Source organism: Mycobacterium barrassiae (genome assembly GCF_025822765.1).
Taxonomy (GTDB): domain Bacteria; phylum Actinomycetota; class Actinomycetes; order Mycobacteriales; family Mycobacteriaceae; genus Mycobacterium; species Mycobacterium barrassiae.
On record NZ_JACKUK010000025.1, the window covers coordinates 62,780 to 83,458 of the forward strand.

Below are 20,679 nucleotides of genomic sequence, written 5' to 3' on the forward strand. Positions count from 1 at the left end.
CGATCGCCTGAAAGGTGCGTCGACGATGGAGAAGATCTCTCTGACCGCACTCGCTCGTGAGCATCTGGAAACCGCTCGAGCGGCCAGCAGCGGCCGCAGCGCGCACACGGTGTACGGCGGCCACGAGCATTCGTTGCGCCAGACCCTGATGGCGTTGACGGCGGGCAGCAAGCTCGACGACCACGAGAGCCCGGGTGAGGCCACGCTGCAGGTTCTGCAGGGCAGGGTCAGGGTGACCAACTCGTCGTCGGGATGGGACGGTACACCCGGTGACCACATCGTCCTGCCCCGCGAACGCCACGGGCTGAGTGCCATCGAAGATTCGGTGGTTTTACTGACCGTGTCGAAACCGGTTGGGCCGCATACCTAGATCGCGGGGCCGAGCAGATCGTCGGCGTCCTTGATGATGTAGCCGTAGCCCTGCTCGGCCAGGAACCGCTGACGGTGTGCGGCGTACTCCGCGTCGAGGCTGTCTCGCGAGACCACCGAATAGAAGATCGCGCCGCCGCCGTCGGCCTTGGGCCTCAGCAGCCTGCCCAGCCGCTGCGCCTCTTCCTGGCGGGACCCAAAGGTGCCCGAAACCTGCACGGCCACATTGGCTTCCGGTAGGTCGATGGAGAAGTTGGCGACCTTGGACACCACCAGCGTGGGGATCTCGCCGCGTCGGAATTGATCGAACAGCGCCTCACGCTCGGCGGTTTTGGTCGACCCCTGGATCACCGGAGCGTTGAGTTCGGTTCCCAATTCGTCGAGTTGGTCGAGGTATGCACCGATCACCAGGGTCTGATCGCCCGGGTGCTTGGCCAGAATCGACTTCACCACCGCGATCTTGGAGTGCACCGTCGAGCAGAGCTTGTACCGCTCGTCCGGTTCGGCGACGGCGTAGAGCATCCGCTCGTTGTCGGTCATCGTGACCCGTACCTCGACGCACTCGGCGGGCGCGATCCAGCCCTGCGCCTCGATGTCCTTCCACGGGGCGTCATATCGCTTCGGCCCGATCAGCGAGAACACGTCACCCTCGCGCCCATCCTCGCGGATCAGCGTGGCGGTCAGGCCGAGCCGTCGCCGCGACTGCAGGTCGGCGGTCATCCGGAACACGGGAGCGGGCAGCAGATGCACCTCGTCGTAGATGATCAGCCCCCAGTCGCGGCTGTCGAACAGTTCGAGGTGTTTGTACTCGCCCTTGGTGCGACGGGTGATGACCTGATAGGTGGCGATGGTGACCGGGCGGATCTCCTTCTTTTCGCCCGAGTACTCGCCGATCTCGTCCTCGGTCAACGAGGTGCGGTTGATCAGCTCGCGTTTCCATTGCCTGCCCGCGACCGTGTTGGTGACCAGGATGAGTGTGGTCGCGGACGCCTTGGCCATCGCCGCCGCTCCGACGAGCGTCTTGCCCGCACCGCACGGCAACACCACGACACCGGATCCGCCCTCCCAGAACGACTCGGTGGCCATCTCCTGGTAGTCGCGCAGGTGCCAACCGTCCTGCGCGAGGCTGATCGGATGCGCCTCACCGTCGACATATCCCGCGAGATCCTCTGCGGGCCAACCGATCTTGAGAAGCATCTGTTTGACGCGCCCGCGTTCGCTGTTGTGCACCTGGACCGTGTCGTCGTCGATGCGCGCGCCGAGCATGGGGGCGATCTTCTTGTTGCGCAACACCTCCTCGAGCACCGCGCGGTCCAGGCTCACCAGCGTCAGACCGTGCGCCGGATGTTTGACCAACTGCAGGCGCCCATAGCGGGCCATGGTGTCGACGATGTCGACGAGCAGCGGCTGCGGCACCGCGTATCGCGAGAACGACACCAATGCGTCGACCACCTGCTCGGCGTCGTGCCCCGCGGCACGGGCGTTCCACAGCGCCAGCGGGGTGATCCGGTAGGTGTGGACGTGCTCGGGCGCACGCTCCAGTTCGGCGAACGGGGCGATCGCGGCCCGGGCCGCACCGGCCTGAGGATGGTCGACTTCGAGCAGCACGGTCTTGTCGGACTGCACGATCAGGGGGCCGTCGGTCATTTTGTCCATTATCCAGAAGTCGCGGACACGGGCGGCTTCAGCGGGTGGCGACCGATCCCCGGTCGGCCGAAAGACCAGCCTTGACCTGGCGCGTCAGCTCGTCGCCGAGGACCTCGACCAGACCGGCCTCCACACCGTCGAGCGCCGCCGCGGCCACCGTCGCGGGGTCGCTCTTGGGGGCGTCGACGTCGGCGACCATGTCGGTGTCCATATAGCCGACGTGCAGCGCGGTCACCGCCACCCCGCGCGGTGCGAGCTCGTCGCGCACGGTGTCCGTCTGCGCCCACAGGGCGGCCTTCGCCGCGCTGTATGAGCCCGCGCTCGGTGGATGGATCCACGACAGCACCGACAGCACGTTCAGCACCGCGGCCGGCGCGTTGGCGATGAGGTGCGGGGCGAACGCCCTTGTGACCGACAGCGTGCCGAAGAAGTGGGACTCCATCTGCGCGCGGATGTCCTCGATCGGTGCGTCGAGCAGGGCGTTGAACGACGCGATGCCCGCGTTGTTGACCAGCAGTGTGGTGTCGGTGGCGATCTCCGCGGCGGCCGCCACCGATGCGGGGTCGGTGATGTCGATCCGCACCGGCACCACGTTCGGCTGGTCGATGGTCTCCGGTCTGCGGGCCGCCGCGTACACCTTGGCGGCGCCGCGGGCGACCAGTAGTTCGGCGAATTGCCGTCCGAGGCCGCGGTTGGCTCCAGTGACAAAGGCGACCGCTCCACGGATCTGCACCCTCGAAGTGTGCACCCTCGGCCGGGAAATATCAGGCCGAAATATCAAGCGGAGTCCGCAGACACCACCGACGTGACCCGGTGGATCGCGAACTCGCGCACCCGGCCGGAGGCCGGATCGTAGGCCGTCAACTGCCCGCCACGGACGTTGATCGGCGCGACCACCCGCTGGGTGGCCACGCCCGCCGGGTCGACGTAGCCGATCACGACGGACGCCTGCGTGTGAGCGGCCTCCTGCAGCTGGGTGATCGCGACGGTCGGATCCAGCCGCATACCGCTGGACGGCGCCGCCGCCACCTTGCGCAGCACCGCGACGATCGCGCCGAGCGTCTGGCTGGTGGGGCTCTGCGTCCGATAGGCGCGGCGCCGCGGCAGGGCGGGCACCCTGGCGCCGCGGGCTCGGAGATCGACGATGGTGCCCGTCGAGTCCTCGGCCGCGGGCGCGAAGCCGGCCTCGCGCAGGGTGGCGAGCACCTCGGAGATCGGTGCCTGCGACACCGCGACCGTCGGTGCGAGCAGCCTCATCTCCCACTGTTCCATCGCGGGCGCGCCGATCGCCTGGGCCAGCAGGGCGGGGTCTTCGCAACGCACGAAGGAGGCGGCCATGCCGACGCGCAACTGTCCGTGTCGACGGGCCACGTCATCAATGAGGTAGGTCAGTCCTTGTGGCACAGGAGTTTTCGAGTGCCGCGCAAAGAACGCGTGTAGCTCGCCCGCCGTACGCCCGGTGTCGAGGGCGCGGCGGATGGACGCTTCGCTGACGCGGTAGACCATCGCTGCGCCGGCCGACTCGACGCTCGCCACTGCGCCCAGCTGCTCGGCCAGGTCGCGTTCCAATGGGCCGGGCACCACGACGGTGAGGTCGGCCTGCAGCAGAAAATGGTCGATCGGCTGCGGCAGCACCTTGTCCATCGCCTTGACGACGTCGTCACCTTCGCCGCCGGCGAGCAGGGCCCTGGCCGGGGTGGTGATCGCGCCGCGGCCGACAACGCCGATCGCGTGCGCTTCGGTGAGCAGTGCGCCCACGGGGCCGGGCTGGAGCCGAACCGCCCAGCGGGGCCGACGCCAGATCATCGCCCGCGAGGCCTGGGTCGCGTCCACCCCCGCGCCGGGCGGGAGGTCGGCGAGCATGTCGAGTAGCAGTCGGCGATCAAGCGGCGCGGCGGTGGAGTACAGCGAATCCGACAGTGCCGCATAGGGTTTGCCGTCGGGGCCGCGGCTGCCGACCAGGCTCGGCCTACCCGGTAGGTCGAGCCACGTCGACGCCAGCAGATGCCACTTGTGCGCTGTCGGGGATTCGAGGAATCGGTCGGCGGCCACCGTCGGCGCCCAATACGGTCCCGAGCCGTCATGCGGTTCGGGTTCCGGCATGCCCGTCGCGATCAACCCGGCCCCCGCGGCCACCTCGAGTATCAGCCCGAGTCGGCTCTCGTCGATCCCGGTCAACTTCGTCAGCCGCTTGACGTCACGCACGCCCAGCCCGCCGCTGCGGAGCTCGGGAACCGGTGTGGTGCCCAGGGTTTCGAGGACCACCTCGACCTCGCGCAGCAGGTCGATTACCGCGCCGGCCGCCACCGCATCCACGTCGGCGGCGGTTGTCGTCGACACCACGGGGTCGGGCGGTGTCAGCCCGACCGGCCCGGGGAGTTCCCCGCGCAGTGCCCGCCCGACCAGCCTCGGCAGGATCACCGTTTCGTCGTCGACCTGTCGCAGCAGCCCCGCCGCCAGCAGCCGCTGCACCGGGCGGTCCGGCGGCGTGCCCGGAGCGGCGTCGCGGGTGCGTCCGACGGGGGAGCCCTCCAGCAGCTTGTGCAGCAGGTCGGACTGCGCCTCGTCGATACCGGCGAGCCGGTCGGCGATATCCGTCGGCTCGGCGGCTTCGACGGTGGCCTGACCGGGATACCAGGGCAGGCCCGCTGCGGCCTCGGTGGTGACCCGCACCGACGCGTCGCCCCATACGAGCGCGCGCTCACGCAGATCGTCGACAGCCGCGATGACCGCCGCCTCGGCGGTGGGGTCGCCGATCAGCTCCAGGAGCTTCGACACTGGGACCGCAGTGGTGTCGGCGTGCAGGACCAGCAGCCCGTCGATCACCGCGAGATGACGAAAGTCCAGGTCATCGGTGGCAGCCTTGACCGATTGGCGGGCCTGGGCGCGTGCGGCCAGGGCGGCAATACTGCCGGGCGGCGGCTGGGTCAGGTCGGGCCGCAACTCCAGCAGCCGGATCAGCCGCTCATCGGAGAGTTCGGCCAGCCAGGCGCCCAGAGGGATGCCCGGGGCGTTTTCGGTCATTGCTGACCAGGGTAAGCGCTGAGTGGTGTCGCCACTGTTCACGGTGCCTGCCACAATGTCAGGCGTGGCTGACAACAAACGGCAGAAGAAGCAATATGTCGACCCGGGGTGGCCCGCGACCGACGGCGAGGACGACCACGCCGTCAGCGAGCTCGCCGCCGACCGCACCGGCGCGTTGTCGCCGTTCGGAGACCTGACGTTCCCGCTGTCGGTCGACGACGTTCCGTACGTCCATCCAGTTACGGTCGTCAACAGGTAGTGACCGATCCGGCTGGGGCAGCGTCGCCGCGCCCCGCCAAGCCCGCGCTCTCGCACATCGACGAAGCAGGCGCGGCGCACATGGTCGACGTCACCGCCAAGGACCCCACCACGCGCATCGCCGTCGCGGCGGGTGCCGTGCACACCACCACCGATGTGGTCGAGATGATCGCGGCGGGCGGGCTGCCCAAGGGCGACGCGTTGGCCACCGCGCGAGTGGCCGGGATTCTGGCGGCCAAGCGCACCAGCGACCTGATTCCGCTGTGCCACCAGCTTGCGCTGACCGGAGTCGACATCGACTTCATCGTCGACGGCGCTCAGGTGACCATCGCCGCGACGGTGCGGACCACCGACCGCACGGGTGTGGAGATGGAGGCGTTGACCGCGGTGAGCGTCGCGGCGCTGACGCTCTACGACATGATCAAGGCGGTGGATCCCGCCGCACGCATCGACGACATCCGGGTGCTCCGCAAAGAGGGCGGTAAAACCGGCACATGGTCGAGATGAGGTCGGGCCGGGTCGTCATCGCGTCCACCCGTGCCGCGGCGGGGGTGTACGAGGACCGCTGCGGACCGATCATCGTCGACTGGCTCAATCAGCGCGGTATCGCCGCGCCTGCGCCATCGGTCGTGGCCGACGGCGCCGACGTCGGTGCGGCGTTGGCCGCCGCGGTCGGCGAGAGAGTCGACGTCGTCATCACATCCGGCGGCACCGGGATATCGCCGACCGACGGGACCGCTGAGGCGACCGCGAACATCGTCGACTACCAGATCCCCGGCCTGGCCGACGCCATCCGCCGAGCGGGGGAGGACAAGGTGCCGACGTCGGTGCTGTCCCGCGGCGTGTGCGGCGTCAGCGGCCGGACCCTGATCGTCAACCTGCCCGGCTCCCCAGGCGGCGTCAAGGACGGATTGGCGGTGCTGGACAAGGTGCTCGAGCATGCGCTGGATCAGCTTGCCGGAGGGGACCATTCACGATGACAGTCGTCCTGCGCGCAGAGCTCACCGAGCATCCGATCGAGCTCGTTGAGCACGAGGCGCTCGTCGGGCACGAGGCCGCGGGTGCAGTCGTGAGTTTCGCGGGCGTCGTCCGCGACCACGACGGCGGTCGCGGGGTGACGAGGCTCGAGTATTCGGCGCACCCCATCGCGCAGCAGACGCTGGCCGACGTGGCCGCCGAAGTCGCCGCCGAGTGTCACGGCGTGCGGGCCATCGCCGTCAGCCACCGCATCGGTGTATTGGCCATCGGCGACGCCGCGCTTGTGGCGGCCGTGTCCGCAGACCATCGAGGCGCGGCATTCGAGACCTGCCAACGGCTGGTGGACACCGTCAAGGAGCGGCTACCGGTGTGGAAGCACCAGTTCTTCTCGGACGGCACCGAGGAGTGGGTCGGCTCTGCCTAACGATCAGGGCCTAACGATCAGGGCCTAACGATCAGGGCCTAACGATCAGGCCGGCGGCAGAGGCGCCGGGGGCGGCGGAACCTCAGGGAGACCCGGAGCCGGTGCGGGAGGCGCCGGATCCGCCGGGAGCTGCCCCGGCGCGAGCGGTGCCTGACCGGTGGTGCGGTCCGGAGTCGTGAGCGGCCGCTGCGTCAGTGCCAGCAGCGCATCCTGGCCGGTGATCTCCTGGGTCTGGATCGCGTGCCAGATCTCCTTGAGGTACGAGACGTTCGGCGTTTCGGAGGTGACCGCGGCGCGGTCGATCGTCGTCCCCGGATTCAGGTTCTCCGGGCTCACCAGGTGCGGAACCTCGGCGGGCACGGGGAGGTCACCGGACACGGCCTGGTTCGCCGCATCGAACGCGGCCTGCGGGACGTCGACGTTGCCGATCGCTGCCAGCGGGTCGGGTGCGGGCGCGGGAGCCGGGGGAGCGGCCGGGGGTACGGGCGGCAGCGCCGGGGCCGGCTGAAGCGGCGCATCGGCGTGCAACGCCCACAGCTGCGGCTGCTCGCCCGCGCCCTCTGCGACATCCCAATTCGCGATCGTCTGCACATCGACAGGAGGCGGCGGCGGAACCGGTGCGGCGAGCGCATCGATCGGCGGAGCCGGTTCGGGCGCAGGCGCCGGCGCGGGTGGCGCCTCGGGCAGGGGCGCGGCCAGCGCGTCCACCTCAGGCATCGCGGGAGGCGGTGGGGGCGGCGGAGCGAGCGGCGGCGCGGCGGCCTCGTTGATCGCGGCCGCGGCCATCGACTGGACAGGCGGAGGAGGCGGCGCCGGTGCCGGAGGCGGCGGCGGGAGCGGTGCGGCCAACGCGTCGGCAGGCGGGGGCGGCGGAGCCAGCGGGTCGACCGGCGCGGGTGGCGGCGGAACCGGTGCGGCCAACGCCTCGATCGGAGCCGGGGGCGGCGGAGCCAGCGGGTCGACGGGCGCAGGTGGCGGCGGAACCGGAGCAGCCAACGCGTCGAAAGGCGCGGGCGGCGGCGGAGCGAAGGGGTCGACCGGCGGTGGCGGGACGTCGTTCAGGGCCTCGGGCGCATCGTTGACGACACTGCGCGGGGTCGGCCCGGACAGTGGACCGCCGCAGGACGGCCAGGCGCCCTTGCCCTGGCCCGCGAGCACGCGCTCGGCGACGACGATCTGTTCTTCCTTGCTGGCCAGATACGCGGCGGGCGCGAACTCGCCACCGCCGTTGCTGGACCAGGTGCTCGGGGAGAACTGAAGCCCACCGTGGTAGCCGTTGCCGGTGTTGATGGCCCAGTTGCCGCCGGATTCGCAGCGGGCGACCTGATCCCATTCGCCGTCGGTGGCGGCGTTGGCCTGGCCGGCGAGGGCGAGGCCGCCAGTGCCGATGACCGCGCCCGTGAAGGCGACTTTCGCAACGTTTACGGCCGATGCAGTGGGCTTACGATGCCGTCCACTCATAGGTGCGCTGATGTCCTCTCTTCGGCGCCCGCGAGGTCAGCTGTCGGGTTCGGGCTGGAGAGGTTGCCCGGCCGGCGGCGTCGAGACGACGCCGGCTTCACCCCAAGGAGCCGAAAACGGCTCCAGGTCCTTCCTTTCGGTGGACCGGTGGGTCCCCCGCCTCCGTCCAAAGTTGTTCGTCGTTGGCTGGGTCCCGACTGGACGGAGCTCGGCGCGATCGGGGCACAGCGGCCCACTCGATTGGGGTCGAGGGGCTTGGGGTGACCGTAACGGCTGTGCCCGCGAGCGTCATCTTTTGCCGATAACGGCGTTTTCGGCTACGGCAAATCCTAAAGAAGCTCTAAACCCGCAGGAGTTTTCGTCGTTCTCGCAGGTGCTTGCGGCGCACCACCGCGCCGTAGCCAGTTTGTGACCATTCCGTTATGTGACGTATATCACGATTACCCGCCGGCGAATGGCGGAAGAACATCGATCGTCTGCGCGTTGCCGAGCGCCACATCCGTGTCGCGGACCGCGACGCCGTCGCACAGGAACGAGCAGCGCATCAACACTTTTGCGAGTTTCGCGTCGCGATCGCTGAGCTGATCGACGAGTTCGGCGAGCGTCGTTCCCGGCTGAATCCGGATCGTCTCCACTTCGTTACCCGCTGCGGCCCTGGCCGCGGCATAAAACCGCACGGTCACCTCAACGGTCGTGGTGGTCGTCATCTGCTTATCCGCCTCTACCCGCCGATTGCGCTCATCGGGCGGTCCGGCTGCACGAAGCCGGGGTCGTTGATGCCGTGGCCGGCGGCCTTGGCCCACATCGCCGCCCGCCACGCCGCCTCGAGGGCGTCGTCATCGCCGCCGGTACGCATCAGCCTGCGCAGGTCCGTTTCCTGCCGGGCGAACAGGCAGTTGCGGACCTGGCCGTCCGCGGTGAGGCGGGTGCGGTCGCACGCCGCGCAGAAGGCATGCGAGACCGAGGCGATGATGCCCACCGAGCCGCGACCGCCGTCGACCCGCCACAGTTCGGCGGGCGCCGATCCCCGCGGCGCCGGGTCCGGTGTCAGGTCGAAATGTCTGCGCAGCGCCGCGAGGACGTCGTCGGCGGCAATCGCCTCGCCGCGCTGCCACTGGTGCTCCGCGTCGAGCGGCATCTGCTCGATGATCCGCAGCTGGTACCCGTGGTCGACACAGAACCGCAGCAGTTCGACGGCGTCATCGAGACCGGTGACCGGATCGAGCACCGCATTCACCTTGACCGGATTAAGCCCGGCGGCCTTGGCGGCCTCCAGTCCGGCGAGGACGTCGTGCAGGCGGTCGCGGCGGGTGATGCGGCTGAATCGCGCGGCGTCGACGGTGTCCAGCGAGACGTTGATCCGGTCCAGCCCGGCCTGCTGCAATGCCGCCGCACGTTTGGCGAGTCCGATGCCGTTGGTGGTCAAGGTGATTTCGGGCCGCGGCCGTAGCGCGGCGGTGGCCGCGACGATGCCCTCCAGGTTCTTGGCGACCAACGGCTCGCCGCCGGTGAAACGCACGCTGGTGATCCCCAGCCTGGTCACCGCGATGCGCAGGAGCCGGGTCAACTCCTCCGGTGTCAGCAGCTGATCACCGGGCAGCCAGTCCAGACCCTCGGCGGGCATGCAATAGGTGCAGCGCAGGTTGCAGCGGTCGGTGAGCGACACGCGCAGGTCGGTGGCGATACGGCCGAACGTGTCGACGAGCGGGCCGTCCGCGGGTGCGGGAACCGCCGGGCCCAGCGACGGCACACCCAGGTCGATGACCGTCATACGGCGACCCCGACAGGGCGGTTGACAGCGTCCACCGGAACGATCTCCTTGCCCAACGGCACCAACGAGATGGGCACCATCTTGAGATTGGCCAACGCCAGGGGGATGCCGATGATCGTGACCGCCATCGCCACCGACGTGATGATGTGGCCGACGGCCAGCCAGATGCCGAACAGGATGACCCAGATGACATTTCCGATCAGCGCGCCCGGACGCGTCCCGGGTTTCTCGACGACCGTGCGGCCGAACGGCCACAACGCATAGGACGCGATCCGCAGCGCGGCGAACCCGAACGGGATCGTGATGATCAGAACGAAACAGATCAGGGCCGCGAGCAGGTAGCCCAGAGCCAGCCAGAGACCGCCGAAGAGCAACCATATGACGTTCAGGATCAGACGCATCTTTCCTCCAGCGGTGGCTCCAGGGTACCGAGTAAAGGGGGTGAGGCAGGGTGGAGGGCCGAGTAAGATCACGATCGACGCGTCCCGGCGCACGGGACGCTTTCCTTATGTTCAGTGCTCTTAGAAGACAAGCAGGTGAGGACCAGTGCCGACCGGCCGGGTTAAGTGGTACGACGCCGAAAAAGGCTTCGGGTTTCTGTCGCAGGAAGAGGGCGAGGACGTTTACGTCAGGTCCTCCGCGCTCCCTGCCGGTGTCGAGGGGCTGAAGGCCGGACAGAAGGTCGAGTTCGGCATGGCCGCCGGCCGTCGCGGACCACAGGCGTTGAGCGTGAAGATCATCGACTCGCCGCCGAGCCTGACGCGCACCCGGCGGGAGGCCGCCGCCGCGGAACACAAGCACACGCCCGACGAGCTGCACGGCATGGTCGAGGACATGATCACGCTGCTGGAGAGCGCCGTGCAGCCCGAGCTGCGCAAGGGCCGCTACCCCGACCGCAAGGTTGCGCGGCGGGTGTCCGAGGTGGTCCGCGCCGTCGCACGCGAACTCGACGCCTGATCTTCGGCCTCCGGGCATGCTGGAGGCATGAGCTATGTCGCCAGCGGAGGCGAGTTCAACCGCGATACCAACTACATCACCACGCGAATCACCGCCGACGGCCGCGACGGATATCCCGTCGAGTCCGGCAGATACCGGTTGGTGGTCGCACGGGCCTGCCCGTGGGCCAACCGGACGATCATCGTGCGTCGGCTGCTGGGCCTGGAAGACGCTCTCTCCATTGGCTTTTGCGGTCCCACGCACGACCAGGACAGCTGGACGTTCGACCTTGACCCCGGCGGTGTCGACCCGGTCCTGAAGATTCCGCGGCTGAAGGACGCCTACCTCAAGCGGTTCCCGAACTACGAGAAGGGCATCACCGTGCCCGCGATCGTCGACGTGCCGACCGGTGAGGTGGCAACCAACGACTTCGCCCAGATGACGCTGGACTTCTCCACCGAGTGGACCGAATTCCACCGTGACGGCGCGCCGCAGCTGTACCCCGAACCACTGCGCGACGAGATCAACGACGTCGCCCAGCGCATCTACACGGAGGTCAACAACGGCGTGTATCGGTGCGGCTTCGCCGGCTCCCAGGACGCCTACGAAAAGGCCTACGACCGGTTGTTCACCGCGTTGGATTGGCTGTCGGAGCGGTTGCAGAATCAGCGATACCTGATGGGCGACACCATCACCGAGGCCGATGTGCGGTTGTTCACCACGCTGGCCCGGTTCGACCCCGTGTACCACGGCCACTTCAAGTGCAACCGGAACAAGCTCTCGGAGCTACCGGTGTTGTGGGCCTACGCCCGCGACCTGTTCCAGACCCCGGGATTCGGGGACACCATCGATTTCGTGCAGATCAAACAGCACTACTACATCGTGCACTCCGACATCAATCCGACGCAGATCGTGCCGAAGGGCCCGGACCTGTCGAACTGGCTCACCCCGCACGGCCGGGACGCGTTGGGCGGCAGGCCGTTTGGCGATGGCACCCCGCCGGGTCCCACGCGCGAGGGCGAGCGGGTGCCCGCCGCTCATTCCGCGGGCTGAGGCCAGAGCGTTCGGACCGACCACTCCGCGTGCCACGACGGATGCTCGTTGCCCTCCTCGTCGACGACGATGGTGGGCAGCTGCACGACGAAGCCGGTCAGCTTGCCGCGATGCGGGTCGACGGTGGGAATGGTCACCGCCAGTGTGGTGTCCGGCGGAAACTCCTCGAGCACGTCGGACCCTTCGTACTGGCGACCCAGGAGCCAGGGCGCTTTGGAAATCTCCTGCGGCACGGACAACTGCACCGGGTGCCGTCCGTCGACGCTGAGTTCGCCTACGGTTTCCGGGTTTTCGCAATCGTTGAGGTCGACGACGTTGCAGAAGCTGTAGGGCCCGACGCGCACCAGCTGGCCATCGGCGTAGGCGCTGATCTCGGGGTGCTTCGGCGGCGGATGTTGTGCGAGCCGCCAGATCAGCACCCCGGTCGCAGAGGACGCGACAATTACGACGGCCGCCAGCGCGGCCACGACGCGTTTCACTCCCGCGTCACCGCCGCACCGTCGGGGCGCCGCCCGCCCTCCTGCTCTGCGAGCACCGGACGGTTGCCGCCGAGCCCCGGTATCAACGAATCTCCGCGGTAGCTCACCACCGTCTGCGCGAGCCCGACGATCAAGACCGCGCTGACACCGGTGAACCCGACCCACAACTGGGTGTAGATCAGCACGCCGATCGCGCCGCCGGCCACCCAGGCCAACTGCAGCAACGACTCCGAACGGCCGAAGGCCGATGCGCGTGATCGTTCGGGCAGATCGTCCTGCAAGGACGCGTCGAGTGACGCCTTGGCGATGGCGCTGGCACCGGAGGTGAACAGGGTGGCCACCGCGGCCACCAGGAGGTTGCCGGTGACGGCGGTGATCAGCGCGCTCGCGGTGACCACGAAGGTGCAGCGGACCACCATCTGCGCCGGGTGGCCGAGCTTCATGCGCGCACTGGTGAAGTTGCCCGCGAAGTTGCCGATCGCGGCGGCCGCGCCGATGAGGCCGAGGATGCGCAGCTGCTCCCAGCCGCTGGCGTCGTGCGCCTTGGCCACAAAGGCGGGGTAGAGGAAGAGGAAGCCCACCATCACCTTGATGGTGCAGTTACCCCACAGCGCGGTGATGATGTTGCGGCCCAGTGGTTGTCGTGCAGACGACGAACCCCTGTGCGGTTCGGGATGGCGGCGCGGCTCACCCGTGCGGCCGTGGTAGCTCAGCGTCGCGGGCACTTCCCCTTCAGTGACCTCGACCCACTTGGGGATCCGCATGGACAGTGCCGCACCGACCACCGAGACGGCGACGACGACGTACAGCGCGCCGGGCAGCTCAACCACGCGGAAGAGGTACTGGGCGGCCGCGGCGACGGCGCCGCCGACCATGGTCCCGCCGAGCAGGCCGAACGTCGTCAGGCGGGAGTTCACCCGCACCAGGTCGATGGTCGGCGGCAGCACACGCGGCGTCATCGCGCTGCGCAGGACGCTGAATGACTTGGACAGCACCATCATTCCCAGGGCGCAGGGGTAGAGCACCCACGACGGGAAGCTGCCGGTGGCGCCGTCGAAGTTGCCGATCAACACCAGCACGAGGACGGTGCGCAGAATGAACGAGGTGGCAAGTGCGAGGCGGCGGCCGTGCTGCAGCCGGTCCAGGGCGGGTCCGATCAGCGGGGCGATGACGGCGAACGGTGCGATGGTGATGAGCAGGTACAGCGCCACCTTGCCCTTGCTCTCGCCGGAGGCCGCGGCAAAGAACAGGGTGTCGGCCAGCGCGATGGCCATGGCGGCGTCGACGGCGAAGTTGGCGACGACGGGCCACGTCAGCGCGGTCAGCCCGGACTTGTCGGCGCCGTCGGCGGTGGCGGCGCGGTGCACCAGGCCGTACATCTTGGAGCCCATCTCGCGGCTGCGCTGCGCGGCGGCGCGCGTCACGGTGACCCGTTGGCCCGCCCCGGCTCCGACCGAATGCGGCGGCGGCGCGGACGTGTGCGGCCGTGCCGGTTCGTCCAGCGGTGGTAGCCACCGGTTGGCGCTCGGCGTGGGGTTGGACCGGCGCGACCGGCGGTAGCCGCCGTCGATGGGATCACTCGGGTAGTTGGCCATCCCGGGGTGTTCGCGCGCATCGGACGGTGGGCGCGGTGGGTAGTAGCGAGGGTCACGCCGACCCGCCGGGTCCCTGTCGTCTCGGCGCGGTCCGGTCACAGTGAAGATTCTCCCCTATCGGGGCGACTGTGCGCGTGCAGCCGACCGGTGTGGCTAGCCGACCCGTGCGTGGGGCAAAATTGGGGGCAATGGACAGCGTGACGGAATCTGCCGAGCAGGGCGCGGCGTCTCCGGCGGAGAATCCGTCGGCTCGCCCGGACCTGGAATCGGTGCTGCTGGGCGCCGTCGACCTGGCACGCGCTGCCGTCGTCGAATTCAGTGGTGAGGACACCGTCGGGGAGTACCTCGGCGCCGGCTTCGAGGATCCGACCGCGGCCACCCACCGGTTTCTCGCCGACATGCCCGGCTACCGCGGCTGGCAGTGGGCCGTCGTCGTGGCCGCATGTCCCGGCGCAGACCACGCCACGATCAGCGAGGTCGTCCTGGTCCCCGGTCCGACCGCACTGCTCGCCCCGAAGTGGGTGCCCTGGCAGGACCGGGTCAAGCCCGGCGACCTGAGCCCAGGCGATCTGCTCGCACCGCCCGTCGACGACCCCCGGCTCGTGCCCGGCTACATGTCCAGCGGGGACCCGGCGGTTGACGAGGTCGCGGCCGAGGTCGGCTTCGGCCGCAGGCAGGTGCTCAGCCCGTGGGGCCGCGCCGACGCCGCCCAGCGGTGGCATGACGGCGAGTTCGGTCCCGGTTCGGCGATGGCGCGGTCGACGCGTCGCGTGTGTCGGGACTGCGGCTTCTATGTCCCGCTGTCGGGATCGCTGGGGCTGATGTTCGGCGTGTGCGCGAACGAGATGTCCGCCGACGGTCATGTGGTCGACTCCGAATACGGCTGCGGCGCCCATTCCGATACCCCGCAGCCACAGGGCAGCGGGTCGCCGCTTTTCGATCCCTACGACGACGGCGTACTCGACCTGACCGAACCGGTCGACTAGCTTTCGGCCGCGGCCTTGATCCGCGACAGCGATTCGTTCATCCCGTCGACGAGTTCGCGCTCAAAATTCGGCACGCCGCCCATCAATGCGTTGACCGACAGGTTGGAGAACGCAGACACCCCGTTTTCGGCATGGCGGCTTTCGATGACCCGGGTGCCGTTCTCGGTCGGCTCCAGCTCGTAGGACCAGACGGTCCCGTTCTGGTCGACGCGGAATGCCAGCTTCTTCTCGGGGATGAACTCCGTGATACGGCTCGTCGTCGGCCAGAAGAGGAACTTGCGGCGGTTGAAATTCAGTGTCCTGCTGCCTTGCCGCAACGGCCCGCCCAGCGCCTTCATCAATCGGCACTGCGGGCTCCACTGCGGCATCAGTCGTAGATCGGAGATCAACGACCAGACCTTCGTGACGGGGGCATTGATTTCAATCTGCGCTTGCAACAGCGGCTCTGCCATCGCTACCTCCTTGGTGCGTCAAGCGAATTCAGTCGAGTCCGGTCTGTGCGCCGCGTGACCCGCGCCGCACCGCCCGACGCTGCCACAGAAAGATTGATGTGCCAAGCACGCCGACGCCGAGACCGGCCACCGTGAACGGCCGGCACTCGTGTAAATCCGGCACCGTGAACGCCAGCACCGTGGCGATCAACCAGCCCGCTGTGATCGCGATGATCACCGGCCACTGCTTGAGCAGGGCGGGCGGCAGGGGCGGGGGTTGTGGCGTCATCGCCTTCGAACGTAGTCCATTACGGCCATATCCAGAGGCCCACTAGGTACTCTTTGCCTCGTGAAAGACCTCGACGGTCGCCTGGCGAACGATCTTTCGCTTGCCGTCATCCGGTTGGCTCGTCAATTGCGCTTCCGGCGCCCGGATTCCCACGTTTCGCTTTCGCAACTGTCGGCGCTCACCACGCTCGCCAAGGAGGGCGCGATGACGCCGGGTGCGTTAGCCGAGCGGGAGCGGGTCCGGCCGCCGTCGATGACCCGCGTGATCGCCTCCCTGTGCGAGTTGGGACTTGTTGCGCGCACGGCACATCCGGTCGACCGGCGTCAGATCCTGGTGTCGCTGTCGCCTGCGGGCAGCGAGCTGATCGAGGCGGAGCGCCGCGCGAGCCAGGAGTGGTTGACGCAGCGGCTGGCCAAGCTCGACTCCGAACAACGCGAGGCGCTGTTGACCGCCGCTGATCTGATGACGGCCATAGTCGACGAAAGCGCGTGAGCGCCAACGTCATCGACGTCGACGATCCCGCAGACCCGCGGCTGGACGACTTCCGTGATCTCAACAGCGTCGACCGCAGACCCGACCTGCCCACCGGCAAGGGTTTGGTGATCGCCGAGGGGGTCCTGGTGGTGCAGCGGATGCTGGTGTCGCGGTTTGCGCCGCGAGCGATGCTGGGCACCGACCGACGCCTGACCGAGTTGGCCGCCGACCTGGATGGCGTTGCGGCGCCGTACTATCGCGTGACCGCCGAGGTGATGGCCGACGTCGTGGGGTTTCACCTCAATCGTGGTGTGCTGGCCTCGGCGTCGCGCCCACCCGAGTTGTCGGTCCCGCAGGTGCTCGACGGCGCGCACACGATCGCCGTCCTCGAAGGGGTCAACGATCACGAGAACCTCGGCGCCATCTTCCGCAATGCCGCCGGCCTCAACGTCGATGCGATCGTATTCGGCAGCGGATGTGCGGACCCGTTGTACCGCCGCGCCGTTCGCGTGTCGATGGGCCATGCACTGCTGGTGCCGTACGCGTGGGCGGCGGACTGGCCGCAAGATCTGGAGCTGCTGCGGGACAACGGCTTTCGCCTGTTGGCGATGACTCCGGATCCGGCCGCCCGCACGTTGGCCGACGCGATGGCCGACGTCGTCGACCAACGGCTGGCTGTGCTCGTGGGCGCCGAAGGGCCGGGGTTGTCCGAACGTGCCATGCGCGCCAGTGACATGCGGGTGCGCATCCCCATGTCGCGGGGCACCGACTCGCTCAACGTCGCCACCGCAGCGGCCCTCGCGTTCTACGAACGGGCGCGGCTCGCAAGCTAGATTGAACCGGTGACCGACGAATCGACCCCGTGGGCGATGGGCCTGACGGTCGCCGCGTTCGTCGCCGCGGTCATCGCGGCAGCCATCGTGGTGCTGAGCCTGGGGCTGTTGAAGGTGCATCCGCTGCTGGCCATCGGGCTCAACCTGGTCGCCGTCGGCGGGCTGGCCCCGACCGTGTGGGAATGGCGCAAGCGACTGGTGTGGCGGTGGTTCGTGCTTGGTGCCGCCGTCGGCGTGGTCTGTGCGTGGATCGCGGTGTTCGCCATCGCGATCGGGCAGTAACCGATTTAGCTCAGCGCTGCCCGCCGGACCGCACGCCCAGCAGCACGTCCTCCCACGCAGGCACCGCCGGCTTACCCTTGCGGGCCCGCGGCTTCGGGGCGGCAGCCGGCGCCGGTTCGGGCTCGAGGTCGAGTTCCGGCTCGGGGAGCGGTTCTGGCTGCGGCTCGGCATCCAGCTGCGGGACCGCGGCAACCGGTCGCAGCGGACGCGCGAAGTTCGGGTCGATGAGTTCGGCCGCCGAGTCGTCGAGCGCGGTCACCGTGCCACCGTGGGCGCCGGGGGTGAACCGGAAGTGCGCCATGTTGTCGGACAGGCCCGCCTTCCACGCCATCTGCACGGTCCAGCGTCCGTCCTCGTTGCGCCAGGCGTCCCAGTTGGTGGCCTCGGCGCCGAGTCCGCGGGCGATCAACGACGTTGTCACCGTCTCCAATAGCGTCAGCACCGACGGACCGTCGGCCAGCACGGGATGCGCCGCGGTTGCCAGCTCGGCTGCTCTCGACCGCTCGAGCAGCACCGGATGAGCGAACCTCTCGACGCGTGCCACGTCGACACCGGATGCCGCGGCGACCTGCTCGACCGAGGCGCCCGCGCGGATCTTGGCCTGAATCTCTTTCGGGCGCAACGTGCTTGGCGCCTCGTCGGTCGTCTTGGAAGTGTCCCGCGTAGGACTCTCGCCGCGCGCGGCGGCGCGCAACCGGTCGTCGGGCAGCAAGAGGAACTTCTCGCCGGAGTCGTCGGCTTCGCAGATGATTTGTTTGCCGTCGACGTCGAGCCCAACGACTTTGAGTTTCCGCATGTCGACCTCCTCCGGGCGTCCACGATGCCCGATCAGAGCGACCCTACTGCGTTATCTGCCTGTTACCAGGTAGACACGCGGGCAGGTCAGAGGCGTTCTACCACCCAGTCGATGCATGCGGTCAGTGCGCTGACGTCGTCGGGGTCGACGGCGGGGAACATGCCGACGCGCAACTGGTTGCGACCGAGTTTGCGGTAGGGCTCGGTGTCGACGATTCCGTTGGCCCGGAGCGTCTTGGCGACCGCAGCCGCGTCGATCTCGTCGGCGAAGTCGACGGTGCCGACCACCTGCGACCGCAGTTCCGGATCGGCGACGAACGGGGTGGCGAACTGCGCTGCCTCCGCCCAGCCGTACAGCCGCTGCGACGAGTCCGCGGTGCGCTTGACCGCCCAGTCCAGACCGCCGTTGCTGAGGATCCATTCGATTTGGTCGGCCAGCATGATCAGCGTGCCGATCGCGGGCGTGTTGTAGGTCTGGTTCTTGAGGCTGTTCTCGATCGCAATCGGCAGCGACAGGAACTCCGGTACCCAGCGACCGGACGCGGCGATGGCCTCGACCCGGGCGAGCGCCGCGGGTGAGAAGACGGCGATCCACAGGCCGCCGTCGCTGGCGAAGTTCTTCTGCGGAGCGAAGTAATACGCGTCGGCATTGGTGATGTCGACGGGCAGGCCGCCGGCTGCCGAGGTGGCATCGATGGCGATCAATGCGCCGTCGGACCCCTCGGGCCGCTGCACCGGAACGGCGACACCCGTGGAGGTCTCGTTGTGGGCCCACCCGATGAGGTCGACGGACGGATCCGACTGCGGCTTGGGCGCGCTGCCGGGATCGGCCTTGACGACGATCGGGTCGCCGACGAAGGGGTTCTTGGTCACGGCCGATGCGAACTTGCTGCTGAACTCCCCGTAGGTGAGGTGCAGTGAGCGCTTGTCGATCAGCCCGAACGCCGCGGCGTCCCAGAACGCGGTCGCGCCGCCGTTGCCGAGGATGACCTCGTAGCCGTCGGGCAGCGAGAACAGCTGGCTCAGGCCGTCACGAACCCGGCCGACCAGGCTTTTGACCGGCGCCTGCCGGTGGGAGGTCCCGAACAGATCGCCCGCGGCGGCAAGCGCCTGCAGCTGCTCAGGGCGCACTTTGGACGGTCCGCAGCCGAACCGGCCGTCGCGGGGCTTGAGGTCGGCGGGGATGGTGAAGTCGGCCATGGGGCCAAGCCTAGTGACCGGCTTCATACGCCTTCAGTGGGGAGCGGCCTTGAGAGACGTGAAGCACAAATTCCAGGAAAAGTGGGTAAACGACCCACGCTGGAACCATTTTGTATCCATAATGTGATCTGTCGGGGACTGACCTTGGGGTGTACATGATCAGTCTTGGGAAAGTCTGCACGTTCGTGCCGCTGTGCGCGGCGGTGATGCTTACCGTTGCGCCGGCTCAGGCCGATGACGGCGGCCAACTGCTCAATGAGATCAATGCCACGCGTGCGGCGAACGGTTGCGGACCCGTCGCGCCGAATCCGCAGCTGACCGCATCTGCGGCGCGACAAGCCAACGACATGCTGCGCACCGGTGTGGCCGCCCACACCGGTTCGGACGGTTCCACGCTGGCGCAGCGCGTTGCGGATGCCGGGTACGCCGGCTATGCCAATCTCGGCGAGGTCGTCTTCTGGGGAACCGGGTTGGCCAGTAACCCGTCCGCGGCCGTCAACTGGTGGATGAACAGTCCCGGACACCGCGCGATCATCACCAACTGCGGGTTGACCGAAGCGGGATTCGCCGCGGTGCGCGGCGGCGGCAAGATGACCGCGGCGGTCGACTTCGGGACGCGCTAGTTCGTCAGGATCCGGGCGCCGTCGGAGGTGACGGCGACGGTGTGTTCGCTGTGCGCGGCGCGGGCACCTGACAACGTTCGCAGCGTCCACCCGTCGGGGTCGTGCCGGTAATCCTCGGTGCCGTCGCCGATCACCATCGGCTCGATCGCGATCACCAGGCCGGGACGCAGCTTCATACCCTTGCCGGGCCTGCCCTCGTTGGGCACATCCGGCTCCTCGTGCATGGTGCGCCCGATGCCGTGGCCGCCGTGGTCGGCGAGCAGTCCGAAGCCCGCCTCGTGCACCGTCGACGAGATCGCGTGGCCGACGTCGCCGAGCCGGTTGCCCGGGCGCACCGCCGCGATGGCCGCGGCCAATGCCGCGTCGGCGGCCTCGATCAGTGCGACGTCCTCCGGACGCGGCGTGCCGACGACGAAGCTGCGCGCCGCATCGCCGGTCCAGCCGCGCAGGGTGGCACCGAAGTCGATCGAGACCAGGTCGCCATCTTTGAGCTCATAGTCGTTGGGGATGCCGTGCACGACGGCATCGTTGACGCTGACGCACAGCACCGCCGGGAAGGGCGTCGGCGCCCAGCGCGGGTGGTAGTTCAGGAACGGCGACGACGCGCCGTGGCGCGCGAGCACGTCTGCGGCGATGCGATCCAGATCGGCAGTGGTCATACCGGGTTTCGCGGATTCGGCGACCGCGCGCAGCGCCTCCGCGACGACGGCTCCTGCCGCGGCCATCGCGTCGATCTCGGCGCTCGTCTTCAGCTCAACCACTGTGTGCTCC

Annotated in this window: 26 protein-coding genes and 1 riboswitch; of the genes, 12 read left to right on the plus strand and 14 right to left on the minus strand. The window is 68.6% G+C overall.

Translation table 11 applies throughout. The features are described from left to right. Positions 1 to 25 precede the first annotated feature (25 nt). The gene (locus H7J93_RS14920) at positions 26 to 370 is read left to right on the plus strand and encodes a cupin domain-containing protein (RefSeq protein WP_267307085.1); all 345 of its coding nucleotides are present in this window, start codon (positions 26 to 28) and stop codon (positions 368 to 370) included. Here the strand turns inward: H7J93_RS14920 and H7J93_RS14925 are convergent. From H7J93_RS14925 to H7J93_RS14935, 3 genes are read right to left on the minus strand one after another with little or no spacing between them, the layout of a single operon-like run. Beyond that, positions 367 to 2,016 (minus strand): DNA repair helicase XPB, encoded by a 1,650-nt coding sequence (locus H7J93_RS14925; RefSeq protein ID WP_267307086.1) that lies wholly within the window; start codon positions 2,014 to 2,016, stop codon positions 367 to 369. The two genes, H7J93_RS14920 and H7J93_RS14925, sit on opposite strands and share 4 nt — an antisense overlap. Positions 2,017 to 2,053: 37 nt before the next feature. Continuing rightward, on the minus strand, positions 2,054 to 2,749 hold the full coding sequence (locus H7J93_RS14930; RefSeq protein ID WP_267307087.1) for an SDR family oxidoreductase: 696 nt from the start codon (positions 2,747 to 2,749) through the stop codon (positions 2,054 to 2,056). 44 nt (positions 2,750 to 2,793) lie between these two features. Beyond that, entirely contained in the window at positions 2,794 to 5,040 is a 2,247-nt protein-coding gene (locus tag H7J93_RS14935) for a helicase-associated domain-containing protein (protein WP_267307088.1), read from the minus strand. Between the two features lie 55 nt (positions 5,041 to 5,095). Between H7J93_RS14935 and H7J93_RS14940 the strand changes: the two genes are divergently transcribed. Genes H7J93_RS14940 through H7J93_RS14955 form a run of 4 tightly spaced genes read left to right on the plus strand, consistent with a single transcriptional unit; the run spans position 5,096 to position 6,700 of the window. After that, entirely contained in the window at positions 5,096 to 5,299 is a 204-nt protein-coding gene (locus tag H7J93_RS14940) for a hypothetical protein (RefSeq protein WP_267307089.1), read from the plus strand. Continuing rightward, positions 5,299 to 5,805 (plus strand): cyclic pyranopterin monophosphate synthase MoaC, encoded by a 507-nt coding sequence (gene moaC / locus H7J93_RS14945; protein WP_267307090.1) that lies wholly within the window; start codon positions 5,299 to 5,301, stop codon positions 5,803 to 5,805. Before H7J93_RS14940 ends, moaC begins: the two co-directional genes overlap by 1 nt. Continuing rightward, the gene (locus tag H7J93_RS14950) at positions 5,802 to 6,278 is read left to right on the plus strand and encodes a MogA/MoaB family molybdenum cofactor biosynthesis protein (RefSeq protein ID WP_267307356.1); all 477 of its coding nucleotides are present in this window, start codon (positions 5,802 to 5,804) and stop codon (positions 6,276 to 6,278) included. Before moaC ends, H7J93_RS14950 begins: the two co-directional genes overlap by 4 nt. Next, positions 6,275 to 6,700, plus strand: coding sequence for a molybdenum cofactor biosynthesis protein MoaE (locus H7J93_RS14955; protein WP_267307091.1), 426 nt, complete (start codon positions 6,275 to 6,277; stop codon positions 6,698 to 6,700). The genes H7J93_RS14950 and H7J93_RS14955 overlap by 4 nt, the downstream gene beginning before the upstream one ends. A 45-nt stretch (positions 6,701 to 6,745) precedes the next feature. On the opposite strand, the gene H7J93_RS14960 is transcribed toward H7J93_RS14955, so the two are convergent. The 4 genes from H7J93_RS14960 to H7J93_RS14975 form a co-directional block, all read right to left on the minus strand. Beyond that, complete coding sequence (locus H7J93_RS14960; RefSeq protein WP_267307092.1) at positions 6,746 to 8,161, minus strand: transglycosylase family protein; 1,416 nt, start codon at positions 8,159 to 8,161, stop codon at positions 6,746 to 6,748. Positions 8,162 to 8,171: 10 nt separating this feature from the next. Beyond that, positions 8,172 to 8,353, minus strand: a riboswitch (cyclic di-AMP (ydaO/yuaA leader). Between the two features lie 248 nt (positions 8,354 to 8,601). Continuing rightward, positions 8,602 to 8,868, minus strand: coding sequence for a MoaD/ThiS family protein (locus H7J93_RS14965; protein ID WP_267307093.1), 267 nt, complete (start codon positions 8,866 to 8,868; stop codon positions 8,602 to 8,604). Positions 8,869 to 8,882: 14 nt separating this feature from the next. Continuing rightward, a complete protein-coding gene (gene moaA / locus H7J93_RS14970; protein ID WP_267307094.1) occupies positions 8,883 to 9,932 on the minus strand; it encodes a GTP 3',8-cyclase MoaA in 1,050 nt (349 codons plus the stop codon). Then, entirely contained in the window at positions 9,929 to 10,333 is a 405-nt protein-coding gene (locus H7J93_RS14975) for a YccF domain-containing protein (protein ID WP_267307095.1), read from the minus strand. Before H7J93_RS14975 ends, moaA begins: the two co-directional genes overlap by 4 nt. A 145-nt stretch (positions 10,334 to 10,478) precedes the next feature. Here H7J93_RS14975 and H7J93_RS14980 point away from each other — a divergent pair, with 145 nt between their 5' ends. Beyond that, on the plus strand, positions 10,479 to 10,889 hold the full coding sequence (locus tag H7J93_RS14980; RefSeq protein WP_267307096.1) for a cold-shock protein: 411 nt from the start codon (positions 10,479 to 10,481) through the stop codon (positions 10,887 to 10,889). Between the two features lie 27 nt (positions 10,890 to 10,916). Beyond that, positions 10,917 to 11,921: a glutathione S-transferase family protein gene (locus tag H7J93_RS14985; protein WP_267307097.1), complete on the plus strand. Its 1,005-nt coding sequence runs from the start codon at positions 10,917 to 10,919 to the stop codon at positions 11,919 to 11,921. Here the strand turns inward: H7J93_RS14985 and H7J93_RS14990 are convergent. Both H7J93_RS14990 and H7J93_RS14995 read right to left on the minus strand, forming a co-directional pair. Beyond that, entirely contained in the window at positions 11,906 to 12,400 is a 495-nt protein-coding gene (locus tag H7J93_RS14990) for a DUF2771 domain-containing protein (RefSeq protein WP_267307098.1), read from the minus strand. The two genes, H7J93_RS14985 and H7J93_RS14990, sit on opposite strands and share 16 nt — an antisense overlap. Continuing rightward, positions 12,397 to 13,995: an MFS transporter gene (locus H7J93_RS14995; protein WP_267307357.1), complete on the minus strand. Its 1,599-nt coding sequence runs from the start codon at positions 13,993 to 13,995 to the stop codon at positions 12,397 to 12,399. The genes H7J93_RS14990 and H7J93_RS14995 overlap by 4 nt, the downstream gene beginning before the upstream one ends. 188 nt (positions 13,996 to 14,183) lie before the next feature. Between H7J93_RS14995 and H7J93_RS15000 the strand changes: the two genes are divergently transcribed. Continuing rightward, positions 14,184 to 14,981 (plus strand): DUF3027 domain-containing protein, encoded by a 798-nt coding sequence (locus tag H7J93_RS15000; protein WP_267307099.1) that lies wholly within the window; start codon positions 14,184 to 14,186, stop codon positions 14,979 to 14,981. Here H7J93_RS15000 and H7J93_RS15005 read toward each other — a convergent pair. Together H7J93_RS15005 and H7J93_RS15010 are read right to left on the minus strand one after the other, a co-directional pair. Continuing rightward, positions 14,978 to 15,433, minus strand: a complete 456-nt coding sequence (locus H7J93_RS15005; RefSeq protein ID WP_267307100.1) for an SRPBCC family protein — start codon at positions 15,431 to 15,433, stop codon at positions 14,978 to 14,980. The two genes, H7J93_RS15000 and H7J93_RS15005, sit on opposite strands and share 4 nt — an antisense overlap. A 28-nt stretch (positions 15,434 to 15,461) precedes the next feature. After that, the gene (locus H7J93_RS15010) at positions 15,462 to 15,701 is read right to left on the minus strand and encodes a DUF2530 domain-containing protein (RefSeq protein ID WP_267307101.1); all 240 of its coding nucleotides are present in this window, start codon (positions 15,699 to 15,701) and stop codon (positions 15,462 to 15,464) included. A gap of 60 nt (positions 15,702 to 15,761) precedes the next feature. Between H7J93_RS15010 and H7J93_RS15015 the strand changes: the two genes are divergently transcribed. From H7J93_RS15015 to H7J93_RS15025, 3 genes are read left to right on the plus strand one after another with little or no spacing between them, the layout of a single operon-like run. After that, positions 15,762 to 16,193: an Rv0880 family HTH-type transcriptional regulator gene (locus tag H7J93_RS15015; RefSeq protein WP_267307102.1), complete on the plus strand. Its 432-nt coding sequence runs from the start codon at positions 15,762 to 15,764 to the stop codon at positions 16,191 to 16,193. Continuing rightward, a complete protein-coding gene (locus H7J93_RS15020) occupies positions 16,190 to 17,008 on the plus strand; it encodes a TrmH family RNA methyltransferase (RefSeq protein ID WP_267307103.1) in 819 nt (272 codons plus the stop codon). Before H7J93_RS15015 ends, H7J93_RS15020 begins: the two co-directional genes overlap by 4 nt. A gap of 9 nt (positions 17,009 to 17,017) precedes the next feature. Next, positions 17,018 to 17,290: a DUF2537 domain-containing protein gene (locus tag H7J93_RS15025; protein WP_267307104.1), complete on the plus strand. Its 273-nt coding sequence runs from the start codon at positions 17,018 to 17,020 to the stop codon at positions 17,288 to 17,290. A 10-nt stretch (positions 17,291 to 17,300) separates the two neighbouring features. Here H7J93_RS15025 and sepH read toward each other — a convergent pair whose 3' ends face one another. Both sepH and serC read right to left on the minus strand, forming a co-directional pair. Then, entirely contained in the window at positions 17,301 to 18,086 is a 786-nt protein-coding gene (gene sepH / locus H7J93_RS15030) for a septation protein SepH (protein WP_267307105.1), read from the minus strand. A gap of 86 nt (positions 18,087 to 18,172) precedes the next feature. Further along, entirely contained in the window at positions 18,173 to 19,285 is a 1,113-nt protein-coding gene (gene serC, locus H7J93_RS15035) for a phosphoserine transaminase (RefSeq protein ID WP_267307106.1), read from the minus strand. A 155-nt stretch (positions 19,286 to 19,440) separates the two neighbouring features. Here serC and H7J93_RS15040 point away from each other — a divergent pair, with 155 nt between their 5' ends. Next, complete coding sequence (locus tag H7J93_RS15040; RefSeq protein WP_267307107.1) at positions 19,441 to 19,908, plus strand: CAP domain-containing protein; 468 nt, start codon at positions 19,441 to 19,443, stop codon at positions 19,906 to 19,908. Here H7J93_RS15040 and map read toward each other — a convergent pair. Then, on the minus strand, positions 19,905 to 20,669 hold the full coding sequence (gene map, locus H7J93_RS15045; RefSeq protein WP_267307108.1) for a type I methionyl aminopeptidase: 765 nt from the start codon (positions 20,667 to 20,669) through the stop codon (positions 19,905 to 19,907). The genes H7J93_RS15040 and map overlap by 4 nt on opposite strands. Between the last annotated feature and the right edge of the window lie 10 nt (positions 20,670 to 20,679).

Excerpts from the sequence above, each read along its gene's own strand:
- H7J93_RS14920 (WP_267307085.1), top strand. The coding sequence starts at position 26 with ATGGAGAAGATCTCTCTGACCGCACTCGCTCGTGAGCATCTGGAAACC.
- H7J93_RS14925 (WP_267307086.1), bottom strand. The coding sequence starts at position 2,016 with ATGACCGACGGCCCCCTGATCGTGCAGTCCGACAAGACCGTGCTGCTC.
- H7J93_RS14935 (WP_267307088.1), bottom strand. The coding sequence starts at position 5,040 with ATGACCGAAAACGCCCCGGGCATCCCTCTGGGCGCCTGGCTGGCCGAA.
- H7J93_RS14940 (WP_267307089.1), top strand. The coding sequence starts at position 5,096 with ATGTCAGGCGTGGCTGACAACAAACGGCAGAAGAAGCAATATGTCGAC.
- H7J93_RS14950 (WP_267307356.1), top strand. The coding sequence starts at position 5,802 with ATGAGGTCGGGCCGGGTCGTCATCGCGTCCACCCGTGCCGCGGCGGGG.
- H7J93_RS14955 (WP_267307091.1), top strand. The coding sequence starts at position 6,275 with ATGACAGTCGTCCTGCGCGCAGAGCTCACCGAGCATCCGATCGAGCTC.
- H7J93_RS14960 (WP_267307092.1), bottom strand. The coding sequence starts at position 8,161 with ATGAGTGGACGGCATCGTAAGCCCACTGCATCGGCCGTAAACGTTGCG.
- H7J93_RS14965 (WP_267307093.1), bottom strand. The coding sequence starts at position 8,868 with ATGACGACCACCACGACCGTTGAGGTGACCGTGCGGTTTTATGCCGCG.
- moaA (WP_267307094.1), bottom strand. The coding sequence starts at position 9,932 with ATGACGGTCATCGACCTGGGTGTGCCGTCGCTGGGCCCGGCGGTTCCC.
- H7J93_RS14975 (WP_267307095.1), bottom strand. The coding sequence starts at position 10,333 with ATGCGTCTGATCCTGAACGTCATATGGTTGCTCTTCGGCGGTCTCTGG.
- H7J93_RS14985 (WP_267307097.1), top strand. The coding sequence starts at position 10,917 with ATGAGCTATGTCGCCAGCGGAGGCGAGTTCAACCGCGATACCAACTAC.
- H7J93_RS14995 (WP_267307357.1), bottom strand. The coding sequence starts at position 13,995 with ATGGCCAACTACCCGAGTGATCCCATCGACGGCGGCTACCGCCGGTCG.
- H7J93_RS15000 (WP_267307099.1), top strand. The coding sequence starts at position 14,184 with ATGGACAGCGTGACGGAATCTGCCGAGCAGGGCGCGGCGTCTCCGGCG.
- H7J93_RS15005 (WP_267307100.1), bottom strand. The coding sequence starts at position 15,433 with ATGGCAGAGCCGCTGTTGCAAGCGCAGATTGAAATCAATGCCCCCGTC.
- H7J93_RS15010 (WP_267307101.1), bottom strand. The coding sequence starts at position 15,701 with ATGACGCCACAACCCCCGCCCCTGCCGCCCGCCCTGCTCAAGCAGTGG.
- sepH (WP_267307105.1), bottom strand. The coding sequence starts at position 18,086 with ATGCGGAAACTCAAAGTCGTTGGGCTCGACGTCGACGGCAAACAAATC.
- serC (WP_267307106.1), bottom strand. The coding sequence starts at position 19,285 with ATGGCCGACTTCACCATCCCCGCCGACCTCAAGCCCCGCGACGGCCGG.
- H7J93_RS15040 (WP_267307107.1), top strand. The coding sequence starts at position 19,441 with ATGATCAGTCTTGGGAAAGTCTGCACGTTCGTGCCGCTGTGCGCGGCG.